This window comes from Fictibacillus sp. NRS-1165 (assembly GCF_050468105.1).
Classification (GTDB): Bacteria; Bacillota; Bacilli; order Bacillales; family Fictibacillaceae; genus Fictibacillus_C; species Fictibacillus_C terrinigri.
This window is the reverse complement of sequence record NZ_JBDPNU010000028.1, coordinates 21,413-44,852: the sequence shown is the minus strand read 5'-3', so window position 1 is coordinate 44,852 and position 23,440 is coordinate 21,413. Positions and strand designations below refer to the sequence as shown.

Here is a 23,440-nt window from a genome sequence, read left to right as displayed (position 1 = left end):
TATTAGCTGGTATTGTTGAAGAAGATGAATTTCATAAATTAAAAACGTATTACTACAAGAGATTAAATTTCGAATCGGCACGAAATCGGCAAGCAGTTAATTTAGACATAAAAAAGCCTTGGTATATTCCTTATATACCAAGGTCTTTTGGACTTTATCCGATTGAACCTTCCATCTCGAACTTGATCAGACGGTTCATTTCAACCGCATATTCCATCGGAAGTTCTTTCGTGAATGGCTCGATGAAGCCCATTACGATCATTTCTGTAGCTTCCTGCTCAGAAATACCACGGCTCATGAGGTAGAACAATTGATCCTCTGATACTTTTGAAACTGTCGCTTCATGCTCAAGAGTGATGTTGTTGTTCAAGATTTCGTTGTAAGGAATCGTATCTGAAGTCGATTGGTTATCCATGATGAGAGTATCACACTTGATGTTGGACTTAGAGCCTTCCGAACGGCGTCCAAAGTGTGAAATTCCGCGATACGTTACTTTACCGCCATGCTTGGAGATCGACTTTGAAACGATCGTTGATGAACAATCAGGCGCTAAGTGAAGAACTTTTGCTCCGGCATCCTGATGCTGTCCTTTTCCGGCGATCGCGATGGAAAGGATCGTGCCTTTTGCACCGCGGCCTTTCATAACAACCGCTGGATATTTCATGGTAAGACGTGAACCGATGTTTCCGTCTACCCATTCCATCGTTGCATTTTCTTCTGCAACCGCACGTTTTGTTACAAGGTTATAAATGTTATTCGCCCAGTTCTGAATGGTTGTATAACGGGCATATGCGTTCTTTTTAACGATGATCTCAACCACTGCACTGTGGAGAGAGTTCGTAGAGTATACTGGTGCTGTACATCCCTCTACATAGTGAACGGAGCTGTCTTCATCCGCGATGATCAGGGTACGCTCGAATTGACCCATATTTTCAGAATTAATTCGGAAGTATGCCTGCAACGGAGTATCACACTTCACACCTTTTGGCACATAGATGAAAGATCCACCAGACCAAACCGCAGAGTTTAACGCTGCAAACTTGTTGTCAGACGGTGGAATAACCGTCCCAAAATACTCTTTAAAAATATCTTCGTGCTCTTTTAAAGCGGTATCCGTATCGGTAAAGAGAATCCCGAGATCAGATAAGTCTTCTTTCATGTTGTGATAAACCACTTCGGATTCATACTGAGCAGAAACCCCAGCAAGGTACTTTTGTTCAGCTTCCGGAATTCCTAATTTGTCAAAAGTCGCTTTGATCTCAGGTGGAACTTCATCCCACGACTTTTCAGACTTCTCTGACGGCTTAACATAGTAAGTAATGTCATCAAAGTTTAGGTCTTTCAAATTTCCGCCCCATTGAGGCATCGGCATTTTATAAAATTGCTCCAATGATTTCAAACGGAAGTCCAGCATCCATTGCGGTTCGTTTTTCATCTTGGAGATTTCTTCTACAACTTCTTTCGTCAACCCGCGTTTTGAGCGGAATATAGAAACGTCTTTATCGCGAAAACCATATTTGTATTCGCCAATATCAGGCATTTTCTTAGCCATCGTTTCATCCCTCCTTAAAGGATACAATTCTCTTGCAATGGCAGTATTGTTAACATTGTAACATATAAAACATTTTTAACAAGAAAGCAGGAGGCCTGCCTTCGGCACCGCTCTTATGAATTTCTGCAGAGGGTGATTCTTATTCAATCAGAGAGGCTCCGATGATCGACGTTTATTCTTCTTCCTGATGCCCTACGCCCTTCTCCATAGCTTTCCAGGCGAGGGTGGCGCATTTGATTCGTGCAGGGAATTTGGAAACTCCTTGCAGGGCTTCGATGTCACCAAGATCAAATGTCTCATCATCATACTCTTTCCCCAGCATCATATTGTAAAACACATGTGCCAGCTTAACCGCGTTTTCCACAGATAAACCTTTTACCGTTTGCGTCATCATGCTCGCAGATGCCAGGCTGATCGAGCAGCCTTCCCCATCAAACTTAGCGTCGGAAATCTTTCCGTCCTCCACTTTCAAGTGAAGCTGGATTCTGTCTCCGCACGTCGGATTGTTCATGTTGATGGTCACTGAATCATCCGTTAATTCCCCTTTATTGCGCGGGTTTTTGTAATGATCCATAATGACCTGCCGGTAAAGCTGATCTAAATTAGAAGACATGGCCAAAATACTCCTTTGTCGTGACCAATCCTTTTACAAAAGAATCAATCTCGTCTTTGGTGTTATACAAATAGAAACTTGCCCGGGCGGTTGAGGATGCTTTCAGCCACTTCATCAACGGCTGTGCGCAGTGATGTCCGGCACGTACAGCGATACCTTCTGCATCAAGTACAGTTGCCACATCATGCGGATGAACACCCTCAATATTAAACGTAACGATACCAGCCCGGTCTTTCGGTCCATAGATAGTGATCCCATCCATTTCGGAAATTCGCTCCATCGCATATTTTGCGAGTTCTTCCTCATGTCTGTGAATGTTATCGAGGCCGATTTCCTGTAGAAAATCAATGGCTGCGCCTAATCCGATCGCTCCAGCTATAATCGGTGTCCCTCCTTCAAACTTCCAAGGAAGCTCTTTCCATGTAGAATCATACAGATCCACGAAATCAATCATTTCTCCGCCGAATTCCACAGGCTCCATTTGGTTAAGCAGGGCCTTCTTGCCGTAAAGGACACCAATTCCCGTAGGTCCGCACATTTTATGAGATGAAAAAGCAAAGAAATCGCAATCCAGATCTTGAACGTCCACGTTTAAGTGCGGTGTGCTTTGCGCCCCATCCACGACCATAACCGCGCCGTTTTTATGGGCGATGGCAGCAATTTCTTTCACTGGATTAATGGTTCCAAGGACGTTGGATACATGCATCACGGATACAATTTTAGTATGTTCCGTTACTGTGTTTTCAACATCCTGAAGATCGATCGAACCATCTTCTCTTAATGGAATATATTTAAGTGTGGCGCCTGTCTTTTTAGCGACTTGCTGCCATGGGATGATGTTGCTGTGATGCTCCATCGGTGTGATGACAATCTCATCGCCTTCTGACAGGTTAGCCAATCCGTAGCTTGCTGCAACTGTATTGATTGAAGTTGTCGTACCACGAGTAAAAATTACTTCCTGCGTGGATTTAGCATTAATGAAACGGCGGACTTTTTCTCTTGCTCCTTCATAGCCATCCGTCGCTCTTGTACCCAGGGTATGGACTCCGCGGTGAACATTTGAATTGTATTCACGGTAATATTTTTCAATCGCTTCAATGACAGGTACCGGTTTTTGCGAAGTGGCGGCACTATCAAAGTAAACAAGCGGTTTTCCATTGACTTCCTGATGAAGGATCGGAAACAGCTTTCTTACTTCTTGAGCGTTCATTATCTGACTTTCCTTTCTATTACCTCAACCAAACGTTTTTTCACGGATTCAAGCGGTATTTCATTAACAACTGGCCCTAAGAAACCATGAATGATCAACCGTTCAGCCTCAGCTTTTGATATTCCGCGGCTCATCAGGTAGAACAACTGAATTGGATCGATTCTGCCGACAGATGCAGCATGGCCCGCTGTAACATCATCTTCATCGATTAAAAGAATCGGGTTTGCATCTCCGCGAGCTTTTTCGCTCAGCATCAATACCCGTTCCGTCTGCTCGCCGTTGGATTTTGTTGCACCATGTTCGATTTTAGTGATTCCATTAAAGATGGAGCTTGCAGAATCCTTCATTACCCCATGAGTTAGAATGTAGCCTTCAGAGTTTTTCCCATGGTGGAATATTTGTGCAACAAAGTTCTGCTTTTGGTCACCTTGACCGATATTTACCGTTTTTGTATCAGCGTATGAACCATCACCAACAAGGTGAGTAGTATTATCAGAAACTGTGTTTCCATCATTCAACTGGCCTAGCGCCCAATCGATTCGTGCGTCTCGCTCTGCACGTCCACGGCGGTTAATATAGGAAGTCATTCCTTTTGCCAGATTATCCACTGCACCGTAAACTACTTTTGCACCGGGGCCTGCAAACACTTCAGATACAATATTGGCAACAGACTCACGGGTTTCGTTTGTTGACAGGTAGTTCTCAACATAAGTGACTGAGCTGTTGTCTTCCGCAGCGATGATTACATGGTTCACGAGCCCTGTTTGCTCATCATCGTGGAAATAGATCGCCTGAAGCGGAGTTTTCAACTCTACGTTCTTTGGAACATGGATGAATGCTCCATTGGTTACTAGAGCCGCATGTATAGCTGTCAGGCGGTTTTCCTCAACGCTGACCGCTTCCTTCATGAAATACTTTTGCAGAAGGTCTCCATGCTTTTGAGACGCTGTTTTGAAATCAGTAAAGATTACGCCTTGGGAAGACAGCTCTTCTGAAATGGAAGAATGAGCCACTTTTCCGTTGCGGATCACAAGAAGATTTCCCGCTTCTTCTTCACCGATTAAGGCCTTCACTTGTTCAGGAAGCTCTGCACTTTCTTCAGCAGTGCTTTCGTGATTGAAATCCGTAAGATTCCATTTGTCGATTTTCGTTTTATCGGGCTTAGGCATAGGAAGCTGCTGCGCCAATTCCAATGCACGTAAACGCAGTTCTAAAAGCCACTGAGGTTCTTGGCGGCTTTCAGAGAACTTGCTTACATAATCCCTGTCATATTTTAAAGAAGTTTCAACTGACATGTACAAATCCTCCTAACTTGCTTACGCCTCTTGGCCAACAGTTTCGTCTTCGATTCCCAACTCTTCTTTGATCCAGTCATATCCTTCTGCTTCTAAGCGCTGTGCCAATTCTGGACCGCCGGATTTAACAATGCGGCCTTGCATCATTACGTGGACTTTGTCCGGAGTAATGTAGTTAAGCAAACGCTGATAGTGAGTGATGATCAAGCAGCCGAACTCCGGGTTTCTCATTTCGTTGACACCTTTTGCCACCACTTTTAGAGCATCGATATCAAGACCGGAGTCAATTTCGTCCAAGATCGCGATCTTAGGTTCGATCATCATCAATTGAAGAATTTCATTACGTTTCTTTTCACCGCCGGAGAAGCCTTCATTTAAGTAACGGTGCGCAAAAGAGCTGTCCATTTCAAGAAGCTCCATTTTTTTGTCAAGTTCACGGATGAATTTCATTAGAGAGATTTCTTGGCCTTCCTCACGGCGTGCGTTAATGGCAGAACGCAAAAAGTCCGCATTGGTAATACCGCTCACTTCGCTCGGATATTGCATAGCAAGGAAAAGTCCTGCTTTTGCACGCTCATCTACTTCCATCTCAAAAAGGTCTTCGCCGTTGAAAGTTACTTGCCCCTCAGTTACTTCGTACTTGGGGTGTCCCATTAACGCTGAAGATAAGGTTGATTTACCTGTTCCATTTGGCCCCATGACCGCATGGATTTCTCCGCCGTTTATTTCAAGGTTTAAACCTTTGATGATTTCCTTGTCTTCGATAGAAACACGCAGGTTTTCAATCTTTAAATTAGGTGTAGACATAAAATTTACCTCCATCTTATATTTCAGTGAAATATATTGTTAATGTGAACAAGAATGAAAGCTTCTCTCATTCCATTCTCAATTTATTCTCATTCTAATATTATAACAAATTTATTTTATCTTCAACCTGCAGGAACGATTGGATTAAGAAAAGCGCAAGTGCGTTGCTGAAGTTCGAAAACACTGGAACTCTTACACAGACGCACGCTCTTTTTGTTGAGGGCCTCCTAGGCTCCTTTTCTCATTTTTCATCCAGTACTTCTTTAAACAGAAAATCAGCATCCATCATTGAATGCTGATCCCCCCTACCTATACTATAGAATTTTTCGTTCCATTTCATTAGAGACTTCTAAACTTTTTTGATATTCTTTTTCCCTGGATTGTTCTATGGTGATCCGTTTCTCTAGATTACGTTCATATTCAGCATAACCAATTCCATGATTCTTTTGCAGTGCTTTTTCCATTTCAGAAGTATGATTTACTTTTATCGAGTGAATAATGAATCATCCTTTCGTGTTATTAACACTAAATCAACAAGTATAGCGTAACAAACACCCGTGGCGTGCTTCAAATTCCATTCAACGCCATATTTACAAAGATGAAGGGGTTTCCTTATATTGATGCATACTGACTCATACATCCTTATATATCCTCTCAAAAGCTCCCTGATGTAAGGAAATACAAAAAAAGAGCTCCAATATAGGAACTCTTTCGGCTTTATTGCATAGGATTTTTAAGTTCTTGTATGCATTCCTGAACGAGTGTTACACCCTGGCTCATTGCCGCACCGCCTCCAAAGGCTGCCGCAACACCAACGGCCTCAAGAATTTCATTTTCACTGGCGCCCTGGTCCAAACAGCCTTTGGTGTGATAGATGATGCAATATTCATCCTGGGCATGAATACTGATCCCTAAAGCAATCAGCTGCTTGTTTTTTTCAGAGATTTCACCTTCCTTGAAACAATGTCGAGTAAATTCATTAAAAGAATGAGCCACCTCTGGCATATGATCTGTGTACTTCGCTAAACCTTCTTTGTAACGGATTAAATGGTGCTGTGTTGAGTTATATCCAGACATTTCATGATGTTCCATATCCTTTTCATCCTCCTGTCCTAAGATAGACAAAATTTAGTATGAGTTATTGCTTCTCTTCTTATCCTTTCTTTCATGGAACAGCGGAACGTTTTGCTTAAAGAATTCAGATGATGGGAATATAATGGGCTAAAAGAGGCTGAATAAAGGAGTATAAGATGGAAGAGGAAAAAATAAAAAAATCATTGATCGCTGGTTCAATCGGAATAGGCAGTCTAGCAGCTGCAGCCGGTGCAGCGGCTTTTTATTCCGCTTTTGTTGAGCCCTATTGGTTTGATCTGAACAAAATAGAGATAAGAATCCAGAGGCTGCCTGATAGCTTTAAAAAATTCCATATCGTTCATATCAGTGATTTTCACTTAGGTTTTCATTTTAAAGCGAAACATATTGCAAAAATGGCCGTTGAAATTCAGAAACTCAACCCCGATCTGGTCGTCTTCACAGGCGATTTAGTCAACTCCCACCGATCGTTGAAATCTGCTGTCAAGAGTTTGCCTTACTTAAAAAAAATCAATGCTCCCTATGGAAAATTGGCCGTGCTTGGCAATCATGATTATCTTGAAAACATCCATACGATTTCAGAGCTATTGGGCAAAAGCGGGTTTGAACTCCTTATCAATGAAAATAGGAGAATTAAAAAGGGAGAAGATGAACTGTACATCGCCGGACTGGATGATTACTTAAGGGGAGAAGCGGATATCGAAAGAGCGCTAGCCGGTATCCCTGAGGGACGCTGTACCTTTCTGCTGGCTCATGAACCCGACTATTTTAAGGTGAGCACCAAGTTCCCTGTTGATCTGCAGCTATCTGGCCATAGCCATGGCGGCCAAATCCGCTTGCCCCTGTTCGGTCCCATCGTCACTTCTAAAATGGGCAGAAAATATCATAGCGGGCTTTATCAAGCAGAAAACAAATTTCTCTACACAAACAGAGGAATGGGGACGACTCACCTCCCCTTCCGTTTCTTCTGCCGTCCCGAAATCACATCGATCACATTAAAATAAGACGGCAGCAGCCGTCTTATTTTTATCTTTACCCTTCCTTTTGAGGGGGAAGGTGGGTAACATACGTCCCTGCGATCAAATCATGAATGCCCCTTTTGTCTTTTCGTATACCGACCATAAAGGCACTGACAATCAATGCAATGCCTAGCGTGAGCCCGTAAATAAGGCCCCCGATCAACACCCTCATGACCATCGCCCCAAACCCAAGCTTGCTGCCATCTGCCTTTACAATCCGAATGCCACAGATTCTTTTGCCAATCACATAACCACTCCAGAAGATTGGCAGCAAAAGCGCATAAAGAAAACTCACAACATTCGTAAACCAATCGCCACCCGGATCTTCTGATATAAAGTCTCCAGTAAATAAAAATCCGATGAACGCTAAAATAATACCGATAATAAGTCCATCCAGTATACAGGCTCCTAGCCTGATCCAAAAACCAGCCGGCTGCTGCACTTCCATCATCCATCCCCCCACAACGAATTTATAAATCATCTTACAAATATTACTAATGGACAAAAAAAAGAACAGCCCAAAGGCTGTCCTCATTGAAATAATTTATTTGTTTACCGGTACAACGGCACCTTTATATTTCTGATTGATAAAGTCTTTGATCTCTTTAGAATGGAGCACTTCAACGAGCGTTTTTACTGTTTTAGCGTTTTTGTCACCTTTACGTACAGCAATAATATTTACAAATGGTGAATCGGCGCTTTCAATGGCAATTGAATCCTTTTGAGGGTTCAACCCAGCGTCGATCGCATAGTTCGTATTGATCAGGACAGCGTCTCCCTCTCCCTTTTGATACGCTTTTGGAAGAAGGCCCGCCTCTATGTCTGCTTTAAATTTTAAATGCTTAGGATTTTTTGCAATATCCTTGATTTTGGAATTGTAGCCTTTACTTGCTTTCAGTTTGATCAGGCCTTCGTGTTCAAGAAGGGTTAACATACGTCCATGATCTGCAACAGAGTTACTCATGATGATGGTTGCGCCATCTGGAAGCTCTTTTAATGATTTGTACTTTTTAGAATAAACGCCGATTGGTTCGAGATGGATACCACCGGCATTTTCAAACTTATAATTTTTGTTTTCCTTCATTTGAGATTTCAAATATGGAACGTGCTGGAAGTAGTTAGCATCAATCTCATTGTTCGCAAGCGCTTTGTTAGGCAGTACATAATCCTGGAACGTTTTGATTTCAAGATCAATTCCTTTTTTCTTCATTAAAGGCTTGGCCGCTTCAAGAATTTCAGCATGAGGGACATTGGATGCTCCCACAACGATTTTATCGTCAGCAAGTTTCTTCTCTTTTCCTCCGTTTGCCCCACAGGCAGCAAGTGCTGCTGTCAGTGCAAGCATAAGGACGATTGCGATAATTTTTTTCATGTTGCTCCTCCTGGTTGTGTAATATAGACCTTAACGTTTATCAATGGTACGAGTTACATTATCCCCAATCAACTGGATGATAAATACAATGATTAGGATGATCACAGTAGCGACAAACGTTACATCATTTTGCGTACGCTGGAATCCTTCAAGGAATGCCAGATTTCCGAGCCCTCCCGCTCCAACTACTCCCGCCATTGCTGTATAGCCGACAAGCGCGATGGACGTGACCGTAATACCGGAAATCAGTGCGGGGAGACTTTCAGGAATCAAAACTTTAAAAATGATTTGACTGTTGCTGGAACCCATCGATTTTGCCGCTTCGATGACTCCCTTATCAACCTCCCGAAGTGCAATCTCGACCATCCTGGCGTAAAACGGTGCAGCGCCGATGATCAAAGCAGGAAGTGCCGCATTCGCTCCAAGCATAGATCCTACTAAGAAAAGGGTTAGCGGAATCAATAAAATGATGAGAATGATAAACGGTATGGATCGAAAGATGTTTACGATTGCTGCAATGACAAAGTTAAAAAACTTGTTCTCCCATAGGTTCCCTTTACCCGTTAAAAATAATGCCAACCCTAAGAAAAGACCGATAATAAAAGTGGCGAGGACAGCGATTGCTGTCATGTATAGCGTTTCTCCGGTAGAGGCCCACATTTGCGCCCAATCCACGTTCGGAAAAAGATTATTCATATGAGATCACCTCCACTTCTACTTTCTGCCCATTCATATAGGTTACCGCTTCATCGACCTCTTGATCGGCACCTTCCAGTTGAATGAACAAGGTTCCATACGGTCCGTTCTGCGTTTGGGATACCTTGCCCTGAAGGATATTCACATGAACATCAAATTTTCGGATCACCTCAGTGATAACAGGCTGCTCCGCACTTCCGCCAACAAAAGTAAGCTGAACAATCTTGCTTTGCGGCTTTTCAGAGGCCAGCTGTTTGATCATATCCGTTGTTTCTTCCGGCTCCGTTATTTGCTTGACAAAATCTTTCGTAATGAACTCTTTCGGATGTCTGAAAACATCGAGAACCGGACCCTGTTCCACAATCCTGCCATCTTCCATAACCGCTACACGATGACAGATTTTTCGGATCACATGCATCTCATGTGTAATAAGAACGATGGTCAAATCCAGTTTTTGATTAATCTCAACCAATAGGTTAAGGATGCTGTCCGTTGTTTTCGGGTCCAAAGCCGAAGTCGCCTCATCACACAGAAGAACTTTAGGATTGTTCGCCAAAGCACGAGCGATCCCCACTCTTTGCTTTTGTCCTCCACTCAATTGGGACGGATACGATTCACCACGCCCTTCGAGTCCGACAAGCTTAATCAGTTCATCGACTCGTTTTTGGCGCTCCTCTTTTGGTACACCTGCAATCTCCAGTGGAAAAGCAATATTTTCCTTTACCGTTCTGGACCAAAGTAAATTGAAGTGCTGAAAGATCATGCTGATTTCCTGACGAGCTTTCCGCAGCTCCCTGTTACTGAGCTGGGAAAGATTTTTTCCGGCTACAGTAACATCTCCGCTCGTCGGTCTTTCCAGCATGTTGAGCATACGGATCAACGTACTTTTCCCTGCCCCGCTGTATCCAATAATCCCGAAAATTTCTCCTTGTTCTATGGAAAGGTCAACATGGTCAACCGCGTTTACCGCTCCGTCTTTCGTCTGGAAAATCTTTTTAACTGCGTCTAATGTTATCAAGAGACTGTATCCCTCACTTTCTTAAAATAAAGAATGCCCTTCTGCAGGTCATGAGCAGAAGGGCATAATCATTTATATATGCACCGTCACTCATCTCCCAAAGCAGGCTGCTTTGCAGGATTTGGCACCTTTTTAAGCAGGTAATGCTTAACGGTTGCCGGGTTTCACAGGGCCAGTCCCTCCACCACTCGCGATAAGAACGAATTTTGTTAATCGCTATTTAGTTCGCTTTTCTTTACACGTTTCGAATTTTAACATTACCCATTGGGGAGTGTCAATCCATTGTTCATAAATTTTAGATAGAAAGACCCGTTTCTTTTGACTTAGGAATTCTTTTTGCATAAAAAGAGGAGAGATTCCAGTTTCAGCTGTTCTCTGTACGTACCCGAAAAGGTCACTTTCTTTTGCTTGATTAAATCGCTAAGCCGATAATGGCCGTCAAGCATCTCTTGAAGTTCACCCCGGCTGCCCGATATCATCAATGTTTTTTTAGAACCGCTGCTTTTACTTGTAAAGGAAAAATATATACATTCTGCTTCAGCCTTTACATGAGGAATTCCCATTCCAATGAGCGGCTGAAGAAAGGCTGTATTTTGAACCCTTTCCTGCCATTGAATCCAATCCATAAACATCCCCCTCTTAAAAAACATCTATAGGTAAATGTTCTGGAGGAGGAGGATGTCTTCCTTGAATTTTCCTTCGACAGATTACATACGCCCTGTCGATTATTAGCTTGCTTTTTCATGTACTTTTAATTTTTTTGGTTTTGCTTTTTTCCAGGCCTTTTTTTCATGGTGCCTGTACGGGGTTGCCTTTGGTGTTTCTTCATTATTGCCCCATTTCTTATCGTGGTTCTCATGTTTTATCTTTTCAGAAGCATCAGGGTGTTTTGGAACAGTTTTCATCTTGGTATTTTTTCCGTGCCGCGTGTAATCTGCTGGCTGTTTATGATTAGGTTTTGGTTTCTGTATAGTCTTTGAGGAATGACGCTTAACCGCTTTTGAACCTTTCCCCTGTTCCATTTTTCGGACCTTCTGATTTTCCGATCCAGTAACTCGGTTATTTTCTGCCTGTCGGTCTTCCGGTCTGGATACAATCTCCTTAGATGAGGTGCCCTGCAAAGAGCTTGTCTTAATGGTTATCGTTTCAATAGTTCTTGGGTGTCTTATCATTTTTTCTGAGATTTTCTTTTTATGGTTTATTTCTTTTTTCGGAAGCTTGCGATCAGGTTCGATCTTTTCCTTTAGTTCGGTATATGACATGTTCTTCACTTGATGAAGAGATATATTCTTATCTTTTCTTTTCGCATCCAGGTACATCATATATTTACCGGAAGATACCCCGTTCTTTTGGGCGACTTTCCGTTTTTCCGTGTTAATACTTTTTACCATGATAGCCGCTTTCGTATTAAAGACCGCGGCATTTCGTTTTATGGATGAAACCGCTTCATCCAATGAAGATGAAAGTTTATCATTTTCGGCGTCCACAATCGTGGTACCAATCATTACATCCGGGTTTTCTGTTAAATATCCCTTGCTTTCATAGGCATTCAGCAAAGATGAGGCGAACTGGGAGAGGCTTACGTTTTTTTTGTGATTTAATGATTGGAGAATTTTTTTGCCTTCCGCATTGTAGGCTTTAACTTTTATGACTTGCAAATCATGGTTAACTCCCGTTTCAAGACTCGGATTTACATCAAAACTCACATAAGCCGCAACAGTATTGTCGTTGCGGCCCAGTGGATAGACTCCTGAAAATAAAACATATATAAGCAATGCTCCTATAGTAAGTGAAAGAGAAGGAAAGAGCAATCGTCGTACCCTGCTTTTTGTAAACCTTGAAATACTGTATTCCATACCTACCACCGGATGTTCTCCGCGTGGTACTCTTACGGTAATGAAACAGCCATCTTTCGTTAATAAAACGGCTTTTCCTTTCTTTACTTCCATTAAAACACCATTTTTCATCCCACATATCCCTCCTGCTAGGCGAAGGATCTGCTTCGTATCATAACCATCATGGGATTTATTGCTTTTTTGCTTTACGAATTAAGACGTACGTTCCCCACGAATAATTACAACCGTTTAACTTCCCCTTATTTAAGGCTGAATATAAGACTTTAACGCTTTAAAGTCCCCTAGATATATTAGCGATACCGCTATTATATATTTTCGATTTCTCTCTATTGTTTTACGACTGCAGGAAACCATACTTAATAAATCTTTTATAGGAAGTTGTTTTTTCTCCAATAAAAATTCAGCCATTTCTTGGTTTTCTACTAACAAACGAGCGATTTCTTTTGCATTTTCCCTTGCATCAACGTGCTTCGGGCAGTGTTTGCTCAACACTTTAAAGTTCAAGCTGAATTCCTTCAGCAGTTTTTGGTATTCTTCGATTTCATAAACGCGGTTTTCTGCCTGGATTTTTTCTTCGTAATGCTCCATGGCAGCTTTCTGTTCTGCATAGCTGTCTTCGAGACGGCCTTCTTCATCCTCTTCATCCGGCTGCAAGTAGATGAGTCGGTTCTGCCTGACTTCTTTTCTTATATAGTCAATCACTCTTCGGCGTATGACCATGTCGGCAAAAGAAAGAAAACGGCTTCCCTGACCTTCTTGATATTGATCAATGGCTTCATTAAACGCGTAGAGACCTACACTAAATTCGTCCATCGTACGATCTATATATTGACTGCATACCTTTGAAGTCACTTTCTTAATGAACGGCTGATAAGCTTCGATCAGCTCGTTTCTTAAGGAATCATTCCCTCTTTGAATTTTTAATACTTTATCTTCAATGTTAATTATTGGTGTATTGTTGCGAATAGCTGGTACAAATGCAGTAGACATAGTTTCACCTCTTAAATCCAGGTTGTTTTGTACTTTTGGACAAAATGAATGATATATTGCCAAAAGTCGACAGGAGCAAACATGTTTCAAGCTCTCCTATACATTTATACCATTGATTCGCAGGTTTGTAGGATACAGTTGTATAACAATGTTACAGGACTCATAACAATTGTAATGTTTTTGTCATGCGCCTGAAAAGGAAAAGTTTTACAGTCTTTACCTATAAATCGTTTGGAAGCGGTGACTTGCTTGCTATCACTGCTGTTTGGAGATGTCGTTTTATTCTGCTGCACCTGAGTCAGTATGTAAAATTTATTACACATTTCCACTTGATTTTACCACATAATCCATCTATTACATCTTAAAAAACCCCCTTAAAAATAAAAAAAGACACAAATCGTGTCTTTTAAAGGTACTTTTTTAAGTTTTTATACAAAAAATCAACTGATTGCATGGCATAAATCTTCTTGACAGCGATCCCCCGATTTAAAAAAAGGAGGCAAGGAACACTTGTGATGCTGTACTTTTCAGCAAGCTCTGGCATTGCATTTAAGTTGCAGGCTCCGATTTTAGGTTCAGCATCTTGTGACTGGCTTATCGCTTCCAATGTAATATCCAGCATCCGCCTTCCCATTTTACATGTGCCGCACAGCGGTGTCTGTATGTATAGAGCAGCCGGCTCCTCTGTTGAACCCTCAATAAAATCACGAATCTCTATGTTTGTTAAATCCTTCATATCCCTCTCCAGTTGCAAATGTTATTAAGCTCTGTTGGTCCCCTGTGTATTTGAATATCCCGGATTCAGTGGATCTTGTCAACTGAACAAAGTCAAGAAATCCTCTATACCTTTCAATGGATAAGACATGCCTTGCATCTAAGAAAGAGGATTTCTCGCCGTCATATAGATCCTTATCCTAAACATTCTTTATTTACTGTGAAACGCGCCCCAAGCAATATATTAGCGAGATACATGAGCGGTGTTTTTGCTACTTCACGGTACATTTTATGAATATAAAGATGCTCTGCATTCGGAAGCTCCCTCTGAAGCATTTTTCTTAATTTTGCTCCTGCCTCATCTGCATCAACCAAAATATATACATCTCTGTTCTCAATTTCAATGGCCAGTTCTTCAAGCCGTGACAGCCCCATCGTTCCATTTGTACAGATGATCTCAACGGGTTCATTAAGGATAGAAATCAGCTTATCTTTGTCTGATTTTCCTTCTACTATAATCACTTTATCCAAGTTGTTATTCATCAATCATCTCTCCTATATCTTCTAAAGAACAAGTATTAAAGCGATTGATATTTTCCCTTACTTACTATAATACCCTTTATTTTATTAGAATCCTCTTTGGAATGTTAATAAATCGACTTACCATTTACCCGCCAGGTCTGAATATCTTACTACAAGAGAGCAAGTTAGTAAGGAAATTCTTACTATCTTCACTTAAAGCCGTTTAATGATTTTAAAAAGGGGATATTGTTTCTCTAAGTTCAGCAGCACAAAGCAAAAGGCTGTTGGCAAATACTATCTAGCATTAAGAGGAGGAATTTGAAATGGCTAATAATAATAACCGAGACGGAATGAGCAGAGAAGAAGCAGGACGCATGGGCGGAGAAAAGACATCAAAAACTCATGGTAAAGATTTTTATCAGGAAATCGGCAAAAAAGGCGGTAACGCAACTTCTGAGAACCACGATCAGGAATTTTATCAAGAAATCGGTAAAAAAGGCGGAGAAGCCACGGCTGAGAGCCATGATAAGGACTTCTATCAAGATATAGGGAAAAAGGGCGGAGAAGCCACGGCTGAGAGCCATGATAAAGATTTTTACCAAGAGATCGGTAAAAAGGGCGGAGAAGCTACTTCAGAAAGTCATGATAAAGATTTTTACAGAGAGATCGGTAAAAAAGGCGGTAACAGCCGTAGCGATGATTAATAAATAACCAAACAAGGACAAGCCTATGGGCTTGTCCTTGTTTCCTTGTGCAGCTTCAATGCTTAAGACCAGTCATGGCATTAGCGCTTTCGAAATTAACACCAGCCCTCATCGCAACCCTGAACATAACTATTGGGATATTCTGCTGAACTGTTTTCTTTTTTATAAATTTTGTCAGCATCAAATTCAAAGCCTTCATCCATTTCATACTGATTCCCCTGGTCAGAAAAGATGACGCGGCCTATTCTTTGGTTATCATGGAACAGAGACAAATACCCCATATCCATTTTCCCGTACACTTTGGACGTAATGTCAGATTTAGATCCTGAGTTTTTTGAATCCAATAAACTCACTTCCTCCCATTGAAGATGTTACTATTGTCTCCGGAAAGAAGCGGGCTCATTAAACTTTTTGGAAGAAGGATTTAGTCTTCTTTTGTCATTTCTTCATATTGTTCAGCAGTCATGAGGTTTTCAGTCTCAGAAAGATCAGATGCCTCAACAACGATCATCCACGCTTTTTCATACGCAGACTCGTTTACAAGCTCAGGGCTGTCATCAAGATCTTCGTTGATTTCAACAACCTTGCCAGAGATGGGAGCATAGAGCTCAGAAACCGTTTTAACAGATTCAACACTGCCGAAAGGCTCGTCCGCTTTAATTTCATCGCCAACTTCTGGAAGCTCTACAAAAACGATATCGCCCAGTTCATCCTGTGCAAAGTCAGTAATACCAATCCTTACTTTATTTCCATCTTCAACCTTTACCCATTCGTGTTCTTCTGAATAACGCAATTCTTTTGGAAAATTCATTTGTATCCCTCCAGCTTTTTCTTGTTATTTATAATAACTATAATATTAAATTTATTATAGTTAAGCAACTAATAACATCACTTACTCCATGTTTGCTTATATGTATCTTCGTTAAATCCGACAGTTACTTTGTTTCCGTCCGTAGTAATCGGCCTTTTTAGCAGCATGCCGTCAGAAGCCAGAAAATCAAGCAGCTCATCTTCGGAAGCGGTTTTTACTTTGTCTTTTAAACCAAGCTCTCTGTACTTCATCCCGCTCGTATTAAAGAACTTTTTGATCTCAAGGCCGCTTTTGTCTACCAGCTCTTTAATTTCCTCTTTTGAAGGAGGATTTTCAACGATATGTACGGATTCAAATTCAACATCATGGGACTCCAGCCACTTTTTAGCCTTTTGGCAAGTTCCACATTTTGGGTATTGATAAAAAGTTAAACTCATGTCATTTTTCTCTCCTTCCCTTCCATAGTATCACAAAATAGTCTAGCCAGGTAAAGGGAAATTAATCACGTTTTTTGGTGCCAGGCACCGGAGTTTGACACATGTGTAATAACGGTGCCTGGCACCGTTGAATATACAAAAAAGTGCTCCGGTGAATAACCGGAGCCAAAGTGAGAGTATTTTTAAAGATAAGGCATTATTAGAAATTATTTAAATGACGTAGCGTTCTTCTTCCAAAACCACAGCTGCAATTTCACGTTTCTTCTTGATGACGTTGATCGGTGTGTGACGGGTAAGCTTGCGGAGCGCAGACAGCATCATTCGCAGCGTGTCTCCTTCTTCCACTCCAATGATGGATTCCTTCGCATGGGCTTCGATGCGGTTGAAGGCTTCCTGACAGAACACTTCTGTCATGAGCAGCTTTTGCGTATTTCTTTCCAAGCTTGTTCTGTTGATCGCTTTTTCCGTGCGTAGAGCCACAGATTCCATCGCGTACACTTCACTGATCATATCAGCTACATTTGCGAGCAGTTCCTGCTCGTTTTCAAGCTTTGGCCCGAACTTCTGAACAGCGAGTCCAGCTACCATCAGGATGACTTTTTTGGCCATGCTTATGAGGTATTTCTCCTGCTCAAGCGGTTCAGTGCCCACCTCTTGAGGCATCATCATCATGAGCTCATTTTGAAGAGCCGTTGCTTTTTCGATGAGAGGAAGCTCGCCTTTCATTGCTTTACGGACGAGGGTTCCTGGCACGAGCAAGCGGTTGATCTCATTTGTTCCTTCAAAAATACGGTTAATTCGGGCATCACGATACATGCCCTCTACTTCATATTCACTCATAAAGCCGTATCCTCCGTGGATTTGCACGGCTTCATCTGCAACATAATCCAGTACTTCAGATGCGAAGAACTTGTTCAGGGAGCACTCAATCGCGTATTCCGCGATGGCTTTACCGATTTGCAAGCCATCCTTCTGTGCTTCATCACTTAAGCTTCCAAGACGGGATTCAAACAAACCGACCGTGCGGTAAACCGAGCTTTCTGATGCGTATGTTTGAAGTGCCATGTTTGCCAGTTTTTCCTGAATCAGGCTAAAAGAGCTGATTTTGCGTTTAAACTGTGTACGCTCGTTTGCATACTTCGCTGAAACTTCGATTCCGCGCTTCGCCGCACCGACACAGCCGATCGCCAATTTATAGCGTCCGATGTTCAGGATGTTGAACGCGATGATGTGACCTCTTCCTGCTTCACCAAGAAGGTTTTCTTTCGGCACATGAACATCTTCTAAAATAAGTGTTCGTGTAGAAGAAGATTTGATCCCCATTTTCTTTTCTTCAGGGCCTGTGGATACTCCCGGAAAATCTCTTTCTACGATGAATGCAGAGAATTGTTCTCCATCAATTTTTGCATAAACTACAAACACATCGGCAAAAGCGGAATTTGTGATCCATTGCTTTTCTCCGTTCAGCACATAATGAGTGCCTTCAGCGTTCAATCGTGCTGTTGTTTTAGCACCCAGTGCATCGGATCCTGATCCGGGTTCTGTAAGTGCATACGCTGCGATTTTTGCTCCAACTGCCAGATCCGGGAGATACTTTTTCTTCTGTTCTTCGTTACCGAAAAGCACGATCGGCAGAGAACCGATTCCGACGTGGGCGCCATAGCTGATGGAAAAACCGCGTCCGCGTGCAAACTTCTCAGTAATCAATGAAGAAGAGATCTTATCAAGGCCAAGTCCGCCGTATTCTTCAGGAACGTCAGCACCAAGAAGACCAAGTTCCCCTGCTTTTGTCAAAAGCTGTTTAGAAATATCAAACTCATGGTTTTCGAGCTTATCGATTTGCGGGACAACTTCCTTAACCACGTAATCCTCGGTTGTCTTTGCGATCATGAGGTGTTCTTCTGAAAAATCCTCCGGTGTGAAGAGGTCCTCAGCCTGAATATCTTCCACTAAAAAGCTTCCGCCTTTAAAAACCTTTTCCATTGTGTTAGACATGTTTATATCCTCCTGTATTGGATTAGCCTACTAATTCGAACACGCCAGCAGCGCCCATGCCGCCGCCGATGCACATGGTTACGACACCAAACTGCTCTCCTCTCCGCTTCATCTCATGAAGAAGGGTAAGAGTAAGTTTTGCTCCGGAGCATCCAAGCGGATGGCCTAGAGCGATACCTCCTCCATTGACATTGACTCTGTCTTCCGGAAGGCCAAGCTCGCGAATGACCTGTACAGCCTGTGAGGCGAACGCTTCATTGAGCTCAAACAAGCCGATATCGGATACTTCAAGTCCCGCAAGTTTTAACGCTTTAGGAACAGCAGCAACAGGTCCGATTCCCATGATTTCAGGCGGTACACCCGCCACGGCAAAGCTTCTGAACTTCAGCAGCGGCGTCAATCCCTCTGCTTCTGCTTTTTCACGGTCCATCACAAGAACAGTCGCAGCACCATCACTTGTCTGTGATGCGTTCCCTGCTGTTACCGAGCCGTTGATGGAGAACGCAGGGCGCAGGCGGGAGAGGCCTTCTAACGAGGTATCAGGACGAACACCTTCGTCCGTATCAACCACAAACTCTTTTTCTTTTAGCTTGTTATCTTCTCCAAGCCAGCGCCTCGTCACGGAGACAGGTACAATTTCGTCCTTGAATCTGCCTTCTTTAATGGCCCGTGCTGCATTTTGATGGCTTCGAACCGCAAAGGCATCCTGGTCTTCCCTCGTAACACCGAACCGCTTTGCCACTTCTTCAGCCGTGAAGCCCATGCCCATGTAATATTGAGGAACCGTTTCAACAAGGTGAGGATTCGGTTTGATGACATGGCCTTCCATCGGCAGCAAGCTCATGGATTCCGCTCCCCCGGCCAGCACAGCTTCAGCATGCCCGAGCATAATCTTCTCGGCGCCATAGGCGATACTTTGAAGCCCCGAAGAACAGAATCGGTTAACAGTGATTGCCGGTATGGTATCCGGGAGACCTGCTCTCGCCCCGATTAATCTTGCCATGTTCATTCCCTGCTCTGCCTCTGGAATGGCACACCCCATAATCAGATCATCGATCGGGCCGTCATAACCACCGCTTGCACGCCGCAGTGTTTCTTTTACAGTGATTGCGGCAAGCTCATCTGAACGCATCTGAGCGAATGACCCTTTTTTTGCTTTTCCTATCGGTGTTCTTGCACCTGCTACGATTACAGCATCTTTCAGCATTGTTTTCCCCTCCTTTTAGTTGCGAAGCGGTTTTCCTTTAGTCAGCATGTATTGCATTCTCGCCTGAGATTTTGGCTCACCCGCAAGACTCAAGAAAGCTTCCCTTTCAAGATCTAATAAGTATTGTTCATCGACCAGTGTGCCTTCAGGAACTCTTCCGCCTGAAAGTACAAAGGCAAGCTTTTTAGCAATTTTCAGATCATGCTCAGAGACGTAACCCCCAAATCTCATCGTTTCCGCACCGAGTGAAAGTGTCGCATACCCTGCTTCTCCAACCACAGGTATCTTTTTGCGTTTCGGCGGCTGATACCCTTGCTTCGCTAAGGAGAGCACTCGCTGTTTCGCATCATACAACAGGTGATCGCTGTTAACAGAGATTCCATCCTGCGGCCTTAAGAATCCGAGTTTTTCAGCTTCTTGTGCGGAGGTAGAAACTTTAGCCATAGCAATTGTTTCAAAAACTTGGTTAACAACTCCTTGAAGATCAAGTTTCGCACCTTTAGGGAGACGTTCCACTTGGCGAAGCAGCAATTCTTTGTTTCCGCCCCCACCCGGTATTAATCCGACACCTACTTCTACCAGACCCATATAGGTTTCGGCAGACATTTGCATCTCAGCTGCAGGAAGCGAAACTTCCACTCCGCCTCCTAGGCTCATGCCGAAGTTTGCAGTAACGACCGGCTTTTTGCTGTAGCGGACCATGCCCATCGTGTTCTGAAACTGGCGTACCATCATATCCAGCTCATAGAAGTTGTCATCCTGTGCCTCCATTAAAATGAGCATCAGGTTTGCACCCACACAGAAGTTTTTTCCCTGATTCCCGATGACAAGCCCTTCGTAATTTCGTTCTACTTCTTCCAGCGCTTTGTGGATCATCATGATGATGTCTGGCCCCATCGCATTGTTTGGGGACGTAAATTCCAGACACGCTACACCATCACCCATGTCGATCAGGCTCGCACCGTTGTTCCTTGTGATCAGGTTTCCTTTGTTTTTCAGCAATGAAAGGTGGATCGTCTTTTTGTTTTCGTTGACTCTTCTATAGTCACCGTTATGATAGAATGAAACTTCACCCTGTGCTGTCTGGTAGAACGAAGTGTTTCCGTTTTCAATAAACTCATGGATCCAGGCGGGAACAGCTTCTCCTTCATCGGCCATGCGTTTTACGGATTCCTTTACTCCGATGGCATCCCAGATCTCAAATGGCCCGTGCTCCCATCCGAAGCCCCATTTCATCGCATTATCAATGGCAACTATATCATCAGCGATTTCGTATGCTTTTTCAGCAGAATAGATCAACACTGGCTTAACAATGGACCAGAGCATCTCCCCTGCTCGGTCTTTACTGTATAAAAGCGCTTTCACTTTTTGCTCTGTTGTTTTTAATTGTTTCGCCTGCTCGGTGGTAGCCGTTTTCAGCTTTTGGCGAGGCTTGTATTCCAGTGTGGAAGGATCAAGTTCAAGGATCTCTCCGCCCTGCTTACCTTTCTGTTTTAAGTAGAAACCTTGGCCTGACTTGCTTCCCATCCATCCTTTTTCGACCATTTCATTCAAGAATGGAGGAACGTCAAACACTTCTTTCTCTTTTCCTTCAACCTGATCATAAACATTCCTTGCCACGTGAAGGAAGGTGTCCAAACCTACCACGTCCAGTGTTCTGAAGGTGGCACTCTTCGGGCGGCCGATCAGCGGACCAGTTACAGAATCAACCTCTCCTACGCTGTAGCCTTGCTTCATCATTTCCTGAACAGTGACCATCAGGCCGTAAGTGCCAATCCGGTTAGCGATGAAGTTCGGTGTATCTTTTGCGATAACTACGCCTTTTCCAAGTATGTTCTCCCCAAACTCTTTCATAAAAGAAACAATATCAGGGCTGGTATCTTTTGTTGGAATAATCTCCAACAGTTTTAAGTATCGCGGCGGATTAAAGAAATGTGTGCCAAGAAAATGCTCCTTAAAATCATCGGAACGGTCCGCTGCCATCGCATGGATCGAAATACCTGATGTGTTCGAGCTGATGATCGAACCTTTCTTGCGGAATTGCTCCACTTGTTCAAAGATCTGACGCTTTACATCCAGCCGTTCAACAACGACCTCGATGATCCAGTCCACATCATCCAGCTTTGGTAAATCATCTGTGAAGTTTCCGATTGAGATTAAATTGAGATTTTCTTTTACTGCCAGAGGTGCTGGTTTTTGCTTAAGCATTCTTTCTTTTGCCTGTATGGTGAGCCTGTTGCGGAACTGCGGGCTTTCTTCCGTGATGCCTTTTGCCTTTTCAGCTTCTGACAACTCTCTCGGCACCATATCCAGAAGCAGAGTAGGGATTCCAACATTCGCGAGATGTGCAGCGATTCCTGCTCCCATCACTCCAGACCCTAGAACAGCAGCCTTTTGAATGGTTATGGCCATCTTATTTCCTCCTTCAGCTATTGAATGAACACTCATTCATTTTTAGGGCAAAAAATAAATGACTAATTTTGAAATTTAGTTCTACACCCATCATAATTCATTTTAATTATTTTGACAACATAGAATTTTCTTTCTTTTTGTAAAGGTTTTTGTCATAGTAAAGGCGAGACTAACATCAAAGGAAGTGAAGTCATGTCAGTTAAATTAGGAGTTCTGATCCTCCATGGCATCGGCAATCAGGATGAAACATTCGCCGATGATTTTATGCAGGCTTTAAACCGCAGCTTCGGAACAAAAATCGCTTCCCATCATCATTCACCCGAAACACAGCTTGAAATGATACCTGTTTTTTGGGGCAGCGTATTTAATGACCGTGAAGAGGACTTATGGACATCGGTGAACCAAAAGATATCGCTCAACTATGCTCCTCTCCGCAAGTTTGTCATCCGCTTTTTCGGAGATGCCATCGCCTATCAGCCTGCTCCTGCAGCACTGCCCCATTTAAATCCTAATTATGAACGAGTACATGAGACCGTGGCGAAAGCCTTGCATACGCTTCGGAACAAAGCAGGAGATCAAACCCCTCTGTCTGTTGTCTCCCACAGCCTTGGCACCGTCATTGCAAGCAATTATTTTTATGACCTTCAATATATACCGGATAAAATTTCTGAATCTATAAAACGGATTAAATCAGACAACCCTCTTGAAAACGGTGAAACCCTGACGAGCTTTTATACGATGGGGACTCCCATGCCTCTATGGACGTTGAGATATTCAGATTTTGACAGTCCCATCCGTGTTCCATCACCGCTTTTAATAACACACTACAGCCGTGTGCAGGGTGAATGGATTAATTTTTATGATCAGGATGATGTTATTGCATTTCCTTTAAAAACATTAAATGAAGAATACAGCCGGTCTGTGACAAAAGACATCGAAGTGAACACAGGAAATCTTTTCACTTCATGGTCTCCTCTCTCCCACTTGTATTATTTTAAAACAGATAAAATCATCGACTCTATCAGTACCTCGCTGGCCAAACTCTGGAAAACTGTAAATAATCTATAACATTTCGACGGAATCTTTTCCGAAAAAACGGAATTGATTCCGTTTTTTCG

Annotated in this window: 24 protein-coding genes and 1 riboswitch; of the genes, 3 read left to right on the top strand and 21 right to left on the bottom strand. The window is 42.8% G+C overall.

Annotation, left to right across the window (positions count from 1 at the left end):
- Positions 1-154: 154 nt before the first annotated feature.
- The 6 genes from sufB to ABHN01_RS14160 all read right to left on the bottom strand — a co-directional run bounded on the left by sufB (position 155) and on the right by ABHN01_RS14160 (position 6,569).
- Entirely contained in the window at positions 155-1,552 is a 1,398-nt protein-coding gene (gene sufB / locus ABHN01_RS14185) for a Fe-S cluster assembly protein SufB (RefSeq protein ID WP_290398447.1), read from the bottom strand.
- 172 nt (positions 1,553-1,724) lie between these two features.
- Positions 1,725-2,165, bottom strand: a complete 441-nt coding sequence (sufU, locus tag ABHN01_RS14180; RefSeq protein ID WP_290398446.1) for a Fe-S cluster assembly sulfur transfer protein SufU — start codon at positions 2,163-2,165, stop codon at positions 1,725-1,727.
- Entirely contained in the window at positions 2,155-3,375 is a 1,221-nt protein-coding gene (locus ABHN01_RS14175) for a cysteine desulfurase (RefSeq protein ID WP_429876089.1), read from the bottom strand. The genes sufU and ABHN01_RS14175 overlap by 11 nt, the downstream gene beginning before the upstream one ends.
- Positions 3,375-4,670 carry a Fe-S cluster assembly protein SufD gene (sufD, locus tag ABHN01_RS14170; protein WP_429876088.1) on the bottom strand — a complete coding sequence of 432 codons (1,296 nt, stop codon included), beginning with the start codon at positions 4,668-4,670 and terminating at the stop codon, positions 3,375-3,377. Before sufD ends, ABHN01_RS14175 begins: the two co-directional genes overlap by 1 nt.
- A 21-nt stretch (positions 4,671-4,691) precedes the next feature.
- Positions 4,692-5,477 carry a Fe-S cluster assembly ATPase SufC gene (gene sufC, locus ABHN01_RS14165; RefSeq protein WP_290398443.1) on the bottom strand — a complete coding sequence of 262 codons (786 nt, stop codon included), beginning with the start codon at positions 5,475-5,477 and terminating at the stop codon, positions 4,692-4,694.
- A gap of 717 nt (positions 5,478-6,194) precedes the next feature.
- A complete protein-coding gene (locus tag ABHN01_RS14160) occupies positions 6,195-6,569 on the bottom strand; it encodes a carboxymuconolactone decarboxylase family protein (protein ID WP_429876087.1) in 375 nt (124 codons plus the stop codon).
- A 158-nt stretch (positions 6,570-6,727) separates the two neighbouring features.
- Between ABHN01_RS14160 and ABHN01_RS14155 the strand changes: the two genes are divergently transcribed.
- Positions 6,728-7,573 carry a metallophosphoesterase gene (locus ABHN01_RS14155; RefSeq protein WP_429876086.1) on the top strand — a complete coding sequence of 282 codons (846 nt, stop codon included), beginning with the start codon at positions 6,728-6,730 and terminating at the stop codon, positions 7,571-7,573.
- A gap of 28 nt (positions 7,574-7,601) precedes the next feature.
- Here ABHN01_RS14155 and ABHN01_RS14150 read toward each other — a convergent pair whose 3' ends face one another.
- The 9 genes from ABHN01_RS14150 to ABHN01_RS14110 all read right to left on the bottom strand — a co-directional run bounded on the left by ABHN01_RS14150 (position 7,602) and on the right by ABHN01_RS14110 (position 14,777).
- Positions 7,602-8,036 carry an RDD family protein gene (locus ABHN01_RS14150; protein ID WP_429876085.1) on the bottom strand — a complete coding sequence of 145 codons (435 nt, stop codon included), beginning with the start codon at positions 8,034-8,036 and terminating at the stop codon, positions 7,602-7,604.
- A 96-nt stretch (positions 8,037-8,132) separates the two neighbouring features.
- Complete coding sequence (locus tag ABHN01_RS14145; RefSeq protein ID WP_429876084.1) at positions 8,133-8,960, bottom strand: MetQ/NlpA family ABC transporter substrate-binding protein; 828 nt, start codon at positions 8,958-8,960, stop codon at positions 8,133-8,135.
- A 30-nt stretch (positions 8,961-8,990) separates the two neighbouring features.
- A complete protein-coding gene (locus tag ABHN01_RS14140) occupies positions 8,991-9,656 on the bottom strand; it encodes a methionine ABC transporter permease (protein ID WP_290398439.1) in 666 nt (221 codons plus the stop codon).
- Positions 9,649-10,674, bottom strand: coding sequence for a methionine ABC transporter ATP-binding protein (locus tag ABHN01_RS14135; RefSeq protein WP_429876083.1), 1,026 nt, complete (start codon positions 10,672-10,674; stop codon positions 9,649-9,651). Before ABHN01_RS14135 ends, ABHN01_RS14140 begins: the two co-directional genes overlap by 8 nt.
- A gap of 87 nt (positions 10,675-10,761) precedes the next feature.
- A riboswitch (SAM riboswitch) is annotated at positions 10,762-10,874 on the bottom strand.
- Between the two features lie 123 nt (positions 10,875-10,997).
- Complete coding sequence (locus ABHN01_RS14130) at positions 10,998-11,300, bottom strand: hypothetical protein (protein ID WP_429876082.1); 303 nt, start codon at positions 11,298-11,300, stop codon at positions 10,998-11,000.
- Between the two features lie 102 nt (positions 11,301-11,402).
- Positions 11,403-12,641 carry an anti-sigma factor domain-containing protein gene (locus tag ABHN01_RS14125; protein ID WP_429876081.1) on the bottom strand — a complete coding sequence of 413 codons (1,239 nt, stop codon included), beginning with the start codon at positions 12,639-12,641 and terminating at the stop codon, positions 11,403-11,405.
- 132 nt (positions 12,642-12,773) lie between these two features.
- Positions 12,774-13,520, bottom strand: a complete 747-nt coding sequence (gene sigI, locus ABHN01_RS14120; protein WP_429876080.1) for an RNA polymerase sigma-I factor — start codon at positions 13,518-13,520, stop codon at positions 12,774-12,776.
- A 406-nt stretch (positions 13,521-13,926) separates the two neighbouring features.
- Positions 13,927-14,256: a thioredoxin family protein gene (locus ABHN01_RS14115; RefSeq protein WP_429876079.1), complete on the bottom strand. Its 330-nt coding sequence runs from the start codon at positions 14,254-14,256 to the stop codon at positions 13,927-13,929.
- Between the two features lie 173 nt (positions 14,257-14,429).
- Positions 14,430-14,777 carry a toprim domain-containing protein gene (locus tag ABHN01_RS14110; RefSeq protein WP_290398433.1) on the bottom strand — a complete coding sequence of 116 codons (348 nt, stop codon included), beginning with the start codon at positions 14,775-14,777 and terminating at the stop codon, positions 14,430-14,432.
- Between the two features lie 302 nt (positions 14,778-15,079).
- Between ABHN01_RS14110 and ABHN01_RS14105 the strand changes: the two genes are divergently transcribed.
- Positions 15,080-15,460 carry a KGG domain-containing protein gene (locus ABHN01_RS14105; protein WP_429876078.1) on the top strand — a complete coding sequence of 127 codons (381 nt, stop codon included), beginning with the start codon at positions 15,080-15,082 and terminating at the stop codon, positions 15,458-15,460.
- A 95-nt stretch (positions 15,461-15,555) separates the two neighbouring features.
- Here ABHN01_RS14105 and ABHN01_RS14100 read toward each other — a convergent pair whose 3' ends face one another.
- From ABHN01_RS14100 to ABHN01_RS14075, 6 genes are all read right to left on the bottom strand, one after another.
- Complete coding sequence (locus tag ABHN01_RS14100; RefSeq protein ID WP_429876077.1) at positions 15,556-15,804, bottom strand: YusG family protein; 249 nt, start codon at positions 15,802-15,804, stop codon at positions 15,556-15,558.
- 80 nt (positions 15,805-15,884) lie between these two features.
- Positions 15,885-16,271, bottom strand: coding sequence for a glycine cleavage system protein GcvH (gcvH, locus tag ABHN01_RS14095; RefSeq protein ID WP_053357260.1), 387 nt, complete (start codon positions 16,269-16,271; stop codon positions 15,885-15,887).
- Between the two features lie 77 nt (positions 16,272-16,348).
- Positions 16,349-16,708: an arsenate reductase family protein gene (locus tag ABHN01_RS14090; protein ID WP_290398430.1), complete on the bottom strand. Its 360-nt coding sequence runs from the start codon at positions 16,706-16,708 to the stop codon at positions 16,349-16,351.
- Positions 16,709-16,918: 210 nt separating this feature from the next.
- The gene (locus tag ABHN01_RS14085; RefSeq protein ID WP_429876076.1) at positions 16,919-18,703 is read right to left on the bottom strand and encodes an acyl-CoA dehydrogenase family protein; all 1,785 of its coding nucleotides are present in this window, start codon (positions 18,701-18,703) and stop codon (positions 16,919-16,921) included.
- Positions 18,704-18,725: 22 nt separating this feature from the next.
- Positions 18,726-19,907 carry an acetyl-CoA C-acetyltransferase gene (locus ABHN01_RS14080; RefSeq protein WP_429876090.1) on the bottom strand — a complete coding sequence of 394 codons (1,182 nt, stop codon included), beginning with the start codon at positions 19,905-19,907 and terminating at the stop codon, positions 18,726-18,728.
- An 18-nt stretch (positions 19,908-19,925) separates the two neighbouring features.
- Complete coding sequence (locus ABHN01_RS14075) at positions 19,926-22,322, bottom strand: 3-hydroxyacyl-CoA dehydrogenase/enoyl-CoA hydratase family protein (protein ID WP_429876075.1); 2,397 nt, start codon at positions 22,320-22,322, stop codon at positions 19,926-19,928.
- A 192-nt stretch (positions 22,323-22,514) separates the two neighbouring features.
- On the opposite strand from ABHN01_RS14075, the gene ABHN01_RS14070 reads away from it, so the two are divergent.
- The gene (locus tag ABHN01_RS14070) at positions 22,515-23,390 is read left to right on the top strand and encodes a chemotaxis protein (protein WP_429876074.1); all 876 of its coding nucleotides are present in this window, start codon (positions 22,515-22,517) and stop codon (positions 23,388-23,390) included.
- Positions 23,391-23,440 lie beyond the last annotated feature (50 nt).